Source organism: Mesorhizobium sp. LNHC209A00 (assembly GCF_000502915.1).
Lineage (GTDB): Bacteria > Pseudomonadota > Alphaproteobacteria > Rhizobiales > Rhizobiaceae > Mesorhizobium.
In genome coordinates this window covers 1-9,282 of sequence record NZ_AYWT01000042.1, presented here as the reverse complement: position 1 = coordinate 9,282, position 9,282 = coordinate 1, and the positions used below count along the sequence as shown (strand labels likewise).

The following is a 9,282-nucleotide window of genomic DNA, read 5'->3' as shown; positions in this document are numbered from 1 at the left end:
CGTGCGTGTCGTTGCCGAGGACGGCACCTGGGGTCTGGTGCGGGCTTCGTCGAACAAGCCGGAACTGGTCGTGGTCGTCGAAAGTCCGGTCTCGTCCGAGCGTCGCCGCCAGATGTTCGATGCCGTCGACGCCGTGCTGCGCCGCAGTCCGGAAGTCGGCTCCTACAATCAGACTTTTTGACAGGCCCAAGCGGCAGAATGGCGGCTTGGTGCAACTGATTCATTGCAAAGTGGGACGACGGATCCTTGCATCCGCATGCTGCAGGGCAGGCTCTGCCGGGGTTCGCAGCGTCAAAGGTGTGCCGTAATGGGTCACCGGCAAAATGGTCCTTTAATTGCATCTCCCGTCCGGCGTCAGGGGTGAACCTTTGGCGAGCGCTGGGATAACCATGATGATCGCAAACTCACCGCAGCTCGGCTGCAACAGGTGCAAACTTCCTCTTGTCGGCGATGAGACACGACCATCGAATGTCTTGAGATGCCCCGGTTGTGGGGCTTCAGACACGTGCGAAAATGTGATGCTGGAGATCGACGAAAGGCGAGCCGAAGCACTTTCGCGCGCTCTTTGCCGTCCTGAAATGCGGAATGTAGGAACGGGTCGGAAAAGAGTGTACCGTTTCGCGCTTCTGTTTGGGGCAGGGCGGCTCGTGCGTGCCGACGTCAAAGATCGGCAGTAGCATTGCGCCGGCGGTCGGACCTTGCCTTGCCGTGCCGACAGCACCGGCAAGATCAGGTGCTTCTGGTGACCTGGTCGGGAGCGGCAATGGGAACCTGTACTCCTCGACGGTCAATTCTCTGCCAGGCTCTTCCTTAGGCAAACGATTTCTGGGCAGTATGCAGCCCTATCGTAGCTATCTGTACCGAGCAATGCAGGTAACGGCCCGCGCCGAGATCCATGGCAGCTGCCGGAGTACCCGCGGCTTCGAGAATTGTTCGGAGGATCTTCGTCCGTAAGGCTTACTTGAATACTTGCAAGACTATGATGCATACTTGAGGCCACAGATGGTCCTTGGCCGGGCGATCTCAGTGCTGAGCAAGTGGCACTCGGGCTACCGGTCGCCGTTAACGGAGCTCAACAATGACGCCCAAGCGCTTCACCCGCCCGGTTCAGGTATTTGTGGGGCTTGGTGTTGCGCATGAGGTGTCGTCTGTCATGGACGCCTATCAGCTTCTCGACGAATGGGTCGGGTTCCGCAGCCCAACACACGCGGCCACGCTTGCGCTTTTCCGGTCTGCCCTTGCAGACGACAAAGATGCTGAAACGGCTCGCCTTGCCTTTGAGGCATTCGCTCGATCTCGGGGAATTCTAGCCGCGGAGCCGATCGAGTCCTCTGGTGGTGCTGCAGAAGAGTGGATGACAGCCTATGACAGGCGGTCAGAGATCGTGGTGGACAGCTAACGCAGTCGCCCAACAGTGACCTAGGTTGGGCAAGACGACAGATAAACCAACGATCTCAATTCGTTTCGACGCGAAGCGCTTAGGTGATGACCCGCGGTGGCTTGCAAGCTCTGAACCTGTCCACACGAGGCCACCTTCGCCGGCGATCCCGCTACGAGCCTGACGATTTCTTGGCAAAATCGGCAAAGCTCAACCAGATACGGGCCCCGCGAGTTCGTCGGCCGCTTCACTGATGCCGCAGGCAGCCGCGCGCTCAAGCCAGACCCGGCCGGCCTCGGGGTCGCACTCGCCGGCCAGCCCTTTGACGAGGTAACGCCCGAGCATGAGCTGGGCTTGGCCATGCCCACGCCCGGCAGCGTCGGCGAACCATTTTTGCGCCGCCTTGTAGTCCACAGGCAGGGCCTGGCCAGCATCGTACAGCGCACCTAGCGCAAACATCGCACCAGCGTGACCGTCGTCGGCGGCCCCTTGGAACAGCTGCACTGCGGTCTCTGGCGTGCTCGTGCCGCCGCGCCCGTTGAGCAGCATCTCGGCAAGCGCGACCTGCGCATCGAGGACGCCAGCATTGGCCGCCCGGGCAAACCAGACGCGGGCCTGCCTTGGATCGGTCGCTACGCCGCGGCCATCCTGGAGGAGGCGGGCATACATATATTGCGCCTCCCCGACACCTTCGGCGGCCCGCCTCAGCCACTGCGCCGCTTGTCCCTCATCCTGGCGCACGCCAACGCCTTTGGCGAAGCAGAGCCCGAGATTGAATGCTGCAATCAGGTCGCCCGATGAGGCGGCGGCCTCGAACCAACCGGCAAGGCTTGCGCGGTCATCGGGCTCGCCGGCTCCTCCGAGCACGAGATTGGCGAGGTCTATCTGTGCGTCCTGATTGCCCGCATTCGCGGAGGCGCGCAGCCAGCGTGCTCCCTCTTCGACGTCCTCAGCCACGCCGTTCCCCGTTAGGTAGAGAGAGGCCAGGGCGCGGGCGGCGGCCTGGTGACCCGCTTCGGCCGCCCGCCGATACCAGTTGGCGGCTTCCGCGAAATCGGGCCGCTGCGTTTTCACATAGCGATCGCCCAGGAGATAGGCGGCCTCGACATTGCCGGCTAAGGCGGCACTGCGCATCCAGGCCTCGCCAGCAGCGGGATCATGGTCGACGAGGCCCCCGTCAATCAGTGCCAAGCCCAGCCGGAACTGGGCGGAGGGAAGGCCCTTCTCCGCGGCGGCCTGATAAAGTTGAGCGGCCGCCGCCAGGTCGCGTGAGACGCCGAGCCCGTGCTCGGTTAGGACCGCCAGAAGATAGGTTGCGGTCGGCAGGCCGGCGTCGGCCGCGCGTCGTACCTCGGCCGCGATCCTGACCCGGTGTTCGCGATTGCCACGCCGGGCGAGCGACAGGGCTAGGCCAAGACATCCTTCGGCACAGCCGGCGGAAGCCGACTTCTCGTACCACTGATGCGCGGCTTCTGCATTGCGCATCGGCTTAGGACCGCTGGTGAGGATATAGCCAAGGATAGCCTGTCCGGTTGGCGAGCCCGCCTCGGACGCCTTGGTGGCCAGTTCGAAGGCTGCCGTGAAGTCCGGTTCGCCTGGGCGGTCCCGTTTGAACAATTCTTCCGATCCGGCGCCTTTACTGGCGGCTTCCGCCGCGACCAGCCCGGTGACGTAGAGGGCGGCAAGGAGCGCCTGCGCATCGGCGCTGCCGTGGTTGGCTGCCCGCAGCAGCCAACGCGCCCCTTCCACACGGCTGGGCGGCACACCCGATCCCTCGAGATAGCAACGCGCGACCCGGTACTCGGCGTCGACCATCCCAGCGCGCGCCGCTACCGCCATAAGCGGAAAGGCTTCAGCGGGCTTGCCGCTGTCATAGAGCTGGATCGCCCTGCGCAACGCTGCCGCAGGGGAGGCAAGACCAGCCAGCCGATCTAGGATTGTCATCGAGTCTCGGTTCCTCCAGTGCTCTACGGCTCCCGCATCGCTTCCTGACCGATCGGGAGCATCGCACCGAGAATGTACTTGAGCACTGTGCGCCGGCCGACCCTTACGTCGGCGGTCACCGGCATGCCGGGGCTGACGCTGAAACCGGCAGGCACGCCGTGGAGGGCGACCTGATCGATGGAAATGCGCACGCGATAGAACGGCTCGGCGTCGGAAGGCAGCATGGCCAGCGAGCTGTTTGGATCGCGCGCTTGCTCCTGGGCAGAAAAGGAATCCGGGCTGAGCGTCCGCACGGTGCCATGCGCGAGCCCGTATTGCGAATAGGGGAAAGTGTCGAACTTGATGACCACCTGGTCGCCGACATGGACGAAGCCGCTGCTGCGGCCGACGATGTTTGTCTCGATCTCGAGCGGCGCGTTAGCCGGCACGAGCGTAATCAAGCGTTCGCCGGACTGCAGGACCGAACCGACCGAGACCTTGGCCACCGATTGGACGGTGGCGTCGGCTTCACTCTTCAATTCAACCAACTGCTTGCGCAGCTTTGCCTTGTTGAGAAGTTCGCGGGCGTCGGATATCCGCGAACTCGCCTCCGAAAGGCTTTGCGAGACATCGGCTCGCCATCCCTGAATGTAGCCGTCGCGCTCGGCGGCCACGGCCTGCTGCTGGAGCCTTGCGGCTTGGGCCGTCTGCTCGGCATTGCCAAGAGACCGGGACATTTCGGCGCGATTGTCCTCGGCCAGCAGTGTGTTAAGGCGGCTGCCCACCTGCCGTGCTTCGAGCTGCTTGCGCATCTGTTCGATCGAGGCCGCCACTGCGAGCCGCTGGCGGTAGCCGTCGGCATCCGACAGCGAGCGCGAGATCACGGAACCGAGTTCGTCGCGCTGGCGGTCGAAATTTTCGACCTTGGCGTCGTAAACCGCCTTGCGGCGTTCAAAGATCGATGCCTGCAGCGTCCAGCTTGGGTCCAAACCATCATAGTTGAAGACCTTGCCGTCTGCTTCCGCCTTCAGGCGCGCCACTTCGGCTTCAAGCGTCGAAACCTGCATCGCAAGCGCCGCCAGGTCGGCTGAAGCAAAGGTCGCATCGAGGCGAGCAAGCACTTGACCGGCCTGAACGTGCTGTCCCTCACGAACGTCGATCGAACGCACGATCGCCGTCTCCAATGGCTGCACGAGGATGTTGGGCGCGTTTGACACCACCAGCCCCCTTGCCGTCACAACCTGATCCACGGGTATTAGTCCTGCCAGGGCGATCAGCGCCATGACGAGGCTGGCAATGATCCAGACGATGCCGCGCGCGGTGCGCGGAATGGGTGCATTGGTGACGGCGCTCGACGGCCACTGGAACTCGAGTATGGCCGGGGTTGTCGGATCTCTCGTTTCCATCCGCTGCCGTCGGGCGGGGAGGGCGATGATCGAGGTGCTACTCATGGGTTACCGGACCTGAAGCGTATATTGTCTTGGCATCGTCAAACCAGCCGCGGCGGGATGGCGACCGGACGGCCTTGGCGGCCATCGAGATGCCGGTTTTGCTGCGACCACAGCTGGCGATAGAGCGTGCATCGCTCGAGCAGCGTCGCGTGCGGTGCGACGTCGAGCACCTTACCTTGATCCATGACCAGGATATTGTCGCATTCTGTCAGCGAGGACAGCCGGTGCGAAACGATGATCATGGTGCGCCCGCTGGCGATGCGCATGAGGTTCGCGCTGACCACTGCCTCGCTCTCGGGGTCGAGTGCGCTTGTCGCTTCGTCGAGGATGAGGATTGTCGGATCATGGATGAGGGCGCGTGCGATCGCCAGCCGCTGCTTTTGACCGCCCGACAGATTGGGCGAACCTTCCTCGATATAGGTGTCGTAGCCATTGGGCATTCGCTCGATGAATTCCTGGGCGCCGGCCAGATGCGCGGCTCGCATGGCGTCCGAAAGCGTCAGTCCTGGGCGCCCGGCGATGATGTTGTCACGGATCGAGCCGCGGAACAGAAAATTGTCCTGCAGCACCACGCCAAGCCCTTGGCGAAGATGGCGCAGGTTGATCTCCTTGAGGTCGACGCCGTCGAGCTTGAGGAAGCCGCTGTAATCGCGGTTTATCCCCTGCAGCAGGCGCGCGATTGTCGATTTCCCGGACCCGCTGCGCCCGACAATGCCAAACATGGTGCCGGCAGGAATGTGGAAGCTGACCCGGTCGAGCGCGGGCGTCTTTGTCGCGATATAGCTGAAGGTGAGGTCGCTGAACGCGACCTCGCCGACGAGCTTGGGTCTCAGGCCGGTGGAATTCGAGCTGCTCTCCAGCGGCCGGTTGAGAACCGACGCTGCCTCGCCGATCGCCGCGCCGACCTCCTCGTAGTCTTCAACCAGTCGCGCCAAGCCGACTAGCGGCTGCGCCACGCGCTGGGAGATCATCATGAAGGCGAACAGGCTGCCGACCATGTAGCCGGAACGGTCGTTCATCGCGAGATACGCGCCGATCAGCATGGTGCCGAGCACCATCACGCGTTCGATCGGCGTGACCAGGGTCTGCGGCCAGCTGGCGAACTGGCCGAAGGCGAGACGGGCCTTTCCCGCTTCGGCCACCCGCTCATCCCAGAGCGCCTTGCGCTGTGGCTCGAGGCCGAGCGCCTTCACCGTCTTGATGCCGACGACAGTTTCGCCGAGCGCGGCCGACTTCCAGGTCTCGGCTTCGACCACCCGTTGGTACCTGCGGCGCAGCGGCTTGAGATAGGCGAGGATGATCAGCATGATCACGACCGCGCAGGCCACCACGATCCAGGCCAGCGTGACGTTGATATAGAACATTACGGGCACCAGCACGCACAGCGTGATCAGGTCCAGGAACGTGCTGAGGAGCTTTCCGGTCAGGAATTCGCGGATACGATAGACCTGGGCGAGATGATACATGGTCTCGCCGGCTGGATGGCGCTCGAAATAGTCGAGCGGCAGGCGCAGGAGCCGGCTAAAGACGTGCAGATGCAGCTTGGTGTCGAGACGGGCGCCGACGACGTTGATGATCATTCGCCGCGCATGGCCAAGCAGGGTCTCGTAGACGAAGACCACGGTAATGATCGCGGACAAGAGCACCAGGGTGGAGAGGCTGTTGAACTGCAGCACCTTGTTGACCAACGTCATGACCATCAGCGGCGGCAAGATGGTAAGGACACTCAGCGTGAAGGATGCAATGGCAATGTCGCGCAGGGGACGGCTTTCTAGCCGCACCAGTTCGGCCAGCCAGTGCAGGGTGAAAGGCGCGTCCGCCGCCACATGCGACCGTGTCGGGCGCAGCAGCACGGCCTCGCCCGTCCACACCTGTGACAACCGCAGCTCGTCGACGGCGGTGACCTCGCCGTCGTCTGGCGCATCGGCACTTTTGAGGAAGACGACGTTGCGCTCGGCACTCGCGCCGGTAAGGAGACCCGCGCCGCCATCGTTGAACAACAGGACGACCGGTCCGGTGTCCTGGAACCGCAAGAGGTGGGTCCAGCGGATGTGAATGGCGCGCGACCACATGCCGGCGTTCTGCGCCCACTCGGAGAGATCGGCGGCGCTGGGGACCGGGTTCGCCGTCCTGAATTCGGAGGGGTCGAGTTCGACGCCATGATAGCGGGCTGCCCGCAGTACGGCCTTCAGGCGTGCGCCGAGCTGGTCGAGCTCGGCGGGACCGCCGGGCGGGTTCTGGCCGTCCGCCTGGCGAGCCGCGGCCTCGACTTCGGTGCCGGCGTGGATCGGGAGCGGCTGGTTCTCTGCGTTTGCGGGGACGTTCACCATGGGCTTGTCATCCGGTATACAGCGCCAAGGACCAGAATGCCCAGGCCGAGGCGTTTGCCGAGGTTCGCGGCAATGGCACACTGTACTCCGAACTGATCGGGAGCGCGACTCTCATGGCATTTCCTCTCTCCGGATGATGAACGCGCGGATGCCGATTTCCACGGCCCGCGCGTCCTTTTTCCAGACTGGACGAGTTCCCGTCCGTCCGTTCTGCTCACTCATGCGGCTTCAAGAGATCCTTCAGGGTCGTCTTGACGGTATGGTCATTGCTGGCGTAGCCGGCGCCAGGCTTGGTCTGGTCGGAGGTAAGATCCGTGCTCGCCCCCGTCGGCTTGTTTTGGTTCTGACCGGATCCGCTGATCGTCTTGAGGACGTTGAGCAGGTCTGTCGTCACCGATGTCGCTGCAAGCCCAATCAGGTTGCGGAACGACGCTTGGCCGCCGGGGTCACTGCCGTTGCCGCTCGAGCTCGACGGCAGGAATTGCGTCGTGTCCTTGAGGCCCAGCGTGCTCGCCGTGACGTTGGCTTTGGGGCCGCCGTTTCCGTTGCCGGAGTTGCCCTGTCCCTGATGTGAGCTGTTGTCGGCATTGTTATGGTCCCCGGAATTGCCCGGCGCGGGCTGTTCTCCGTTGCCGTGGCCGTTATTGGCATGACCAGTGTCACCACCACCCGAACCGGTTCCTCCGGTCGGGCCTGTCGAACCTTGCGAGCCTGTTGCCCCGGTCGCTCCAGTGGCACCGGTCGAGCCTGTAGCGCCGGTCGAGCCAGTGGCGCCAGTCGAGCCGGTTGCACCGGTATGACCTGTCGCACCGGTCGAGCCCGTAGTACCCGTCGAGCCAGTCGCTCCGGTATGACCTGTCGCACCAGTGGAACCCGTAGCACCCGTCGAGCCAGTCGAGCCAGTCGAGCCGGTCGAGCCGGTCGAGCCAGTCGCACCGGTCGAACCAGTCGCACCCGTCGAGCCAGTCGTTCCGGTATGGCCAGTCGCACCTGTGGAGCCGGTTGCACCGGTAGACCCTGTGGCACCGGTTGCTCCAGTCGACCCGGTCGAGCCTGTTGCTCCGGTCGAGCCAGTCGCGCCGGTCGAGCCTGTGGCACCCGTCGAACCCGTTGCTCCTGTCGCCCCGGTAGAACCAGTGGCACCTGTGGAGCCGGTTGCACCAGTAGACCCAGTAGACCCAGTTGAACCGGTTGCTCCAGTCGAGCCAGTCGAGCCTGTTGCTCCGGTCGCCCCCGTGGAGCCGGTGGCACCGGTATGACCAGTCGCGCCAGTGGAACCCGTGGCACCGGTTGAGCCGGTCGCTCCGGTTGCACCGGTATGACCTGTCGCACCGGTCGAGCCCGTAGCACCCGTCGAGCCTGTTGCTCCGGTCGAGCCTGTTGCACCCGTATCGCCGGTCGCACCAGTAGCACCGGTTGCTCCAGTCGACCCGGTCGAGCCAGTCGCTCCGGTTGCACCCGTCGAGCCGGTGGCACCAGTCGCCCCGGTCGAGCCTGTTGCTCCGGTCGAGCCAGTGGCACCGGTCGAGCCGGTGGCGCCGGTCGGGCCAGTTGCGCCGGTCGAACCCGTGGCACCGGTCGAGCCAGTCGCTCCGGTTGCACCGGTATGACCTGTCGCACCGGTCGAGCCCGTAGCACCCGTCGAGCCAGTCGCTCCCGTTGAGCCCGTGGCGCCTGTGGCTCCAGTTGAGCCAGTTGCGCCGGTATCACCAGTCGCACCTGCGGCGCCGGTTGCTCCGGTCGAGCCTGTGGCACCGGTTGCTCCAGTCGAACCCGTGGCGCCGGTTGCACCAGTCGAGCCCGTGGCGCCGGTATCGCCGATCGCACCTGTGGCGCCGGTCGCACCTGTGGCTCCTGTTGCTCCGGTCGTGCCCGTTGCGCCAGTATCGCCGGTCGAACCCGTGGCACCGGTTGCTCCAGTCGAACCCGTGGCGCCGGTATCGCCGGTCGCACCTGTGGCTCCGGTTATTCCGGTCGAGCCGGTAGCGCCAGTCCAGCCTGTGGCTCCGGTATCCCCGGTTGCTCCAGTTGCACCCGTAGCGCCGGTGTCACCGGTCGGGCCTGTGGCCCCGGTAGCTCCAGTCGAACCCGTGGCACCCGTATCGCCGGTTGAGCCAGTCGAACCAGTTGCACCAGTCGAACCCGTGGCCCCTGTATCGCCAGTCGCACCTGTGGCACCGGTTGCTCCGGTCGAGCCTGT

4 protein-coding genes and 2 pseudogenes are annotated in these 9,282 nt (G+C 64.4%); 2 read left to right on the top strand and 4 right to left on the bottom strand.

The window, feature by feature from the left end; translation table 11 throughout:
* A pseudogene (locus X739_RS0136445) lies at window positions 1–181 on the top strand (phosphomannomutase/phosphoglucomutase); the annotation flags it as partial.
* A gap of 897 nt (window positions 182–1,078) precedes the next feature.
* Window positions 1,079–1,399, top strand: coding sequence for a DUF982 domain-containing protein (locus X739_RS136780; RefSeq protein ID WP_023796665.1), 321 nt, complete (start codon window positions 1,079–1,081; stop codon window positions 1,397–1,399).
* A 189-nt stretch (window positions 1,400–1,588) separates the two neighbouring features.
* Here X739_RS136780 and X739_RS136785 read toward each other — a convergent pair whose 3' ends face one another.
* The 4 genes and pseudogenes from X739_RS136785 to X739_RS01000000166995 form a co-directional block, all read right to left on the bottom strand.
* Window positions 1,589–3,322: a tetratricopeptide repeat protein gene (locus X739_RS136785; protein WP_031252674.1), complete on the bottom strand. Its 1,734-nt coding sequence runs from the start codon at window positions 3,320–3,322 to the stop codon at window positions 1,589–1,591.
* Window positions 3,323–3,345: 23 nt separating this feature from the next.
* Window positions 3,346–4,752 carry an HlyD family type I secretion periplasmic adaptor subunit gene (locus tag X739_RS136790; protein ID WP_084056650.1) on the bottom strand — a complete coding sequence of 469 codons (1,407 nt, stop codon included), beginning with the start codon at window positions 4,750–4,752 and terminating at the stop codon, window positions 3,346–3,348.
* A 38-nt stretch (window positions 4,753–4,790) separates the two neighbouring features.
* On the bottom strand, window positions 4,791–7,082 hold the full coding sequence (locus tag X739_RS136795) for a peptidase domain-containing ABC transporter (RefSeq protein ID WP_023796662.1): 2,292 nt from the start codon (window positions 7,080–7,082) through the stop codon (window positions 4,791–4,793).
* A 214-nt stretch (window positions 7,083–7,296) separates the two neighbouring features.
* Window positions 7,297–9,282 (bottom strand): annotated as a pseudogene (locus tag X739_RS01000000166995) (hypothetical protein); the annotation flags it as partial.

Excerpts from the sequence above, each read along its gene's own strand:
- X739_RS136780 (WP_023796665.1), top strand. The coding sequence starts at position 1,079 with ATGACGCCCAAGCGCTTCACCCGCCCGGTTCAGGTATTTGTGGGGCTT.
- X739_RS136785 (WP_031252674.1), bottom strand. The coding sequence starts at position 3,322 with ATGACAATCCTAGATCGGCTGGCTGGTCTTGCCTCCCCTGCGGCAGCG.
- X739_RS136790 (WP_084056650.1), bottom strand. The coding sequence starts at position 4,752 with ATGAGTAGCACCTCGATCATCGCCCTCCCCGCCCGACGGCAGCGGATG.
- X739_RS136795 (WP_023796662.1), bottom strand. The coding sequence starts at position 7,082 with ATGGTGAACGTCCCCGCAAACGCAGAGAACCAGCCGCTCCCGATCCAC.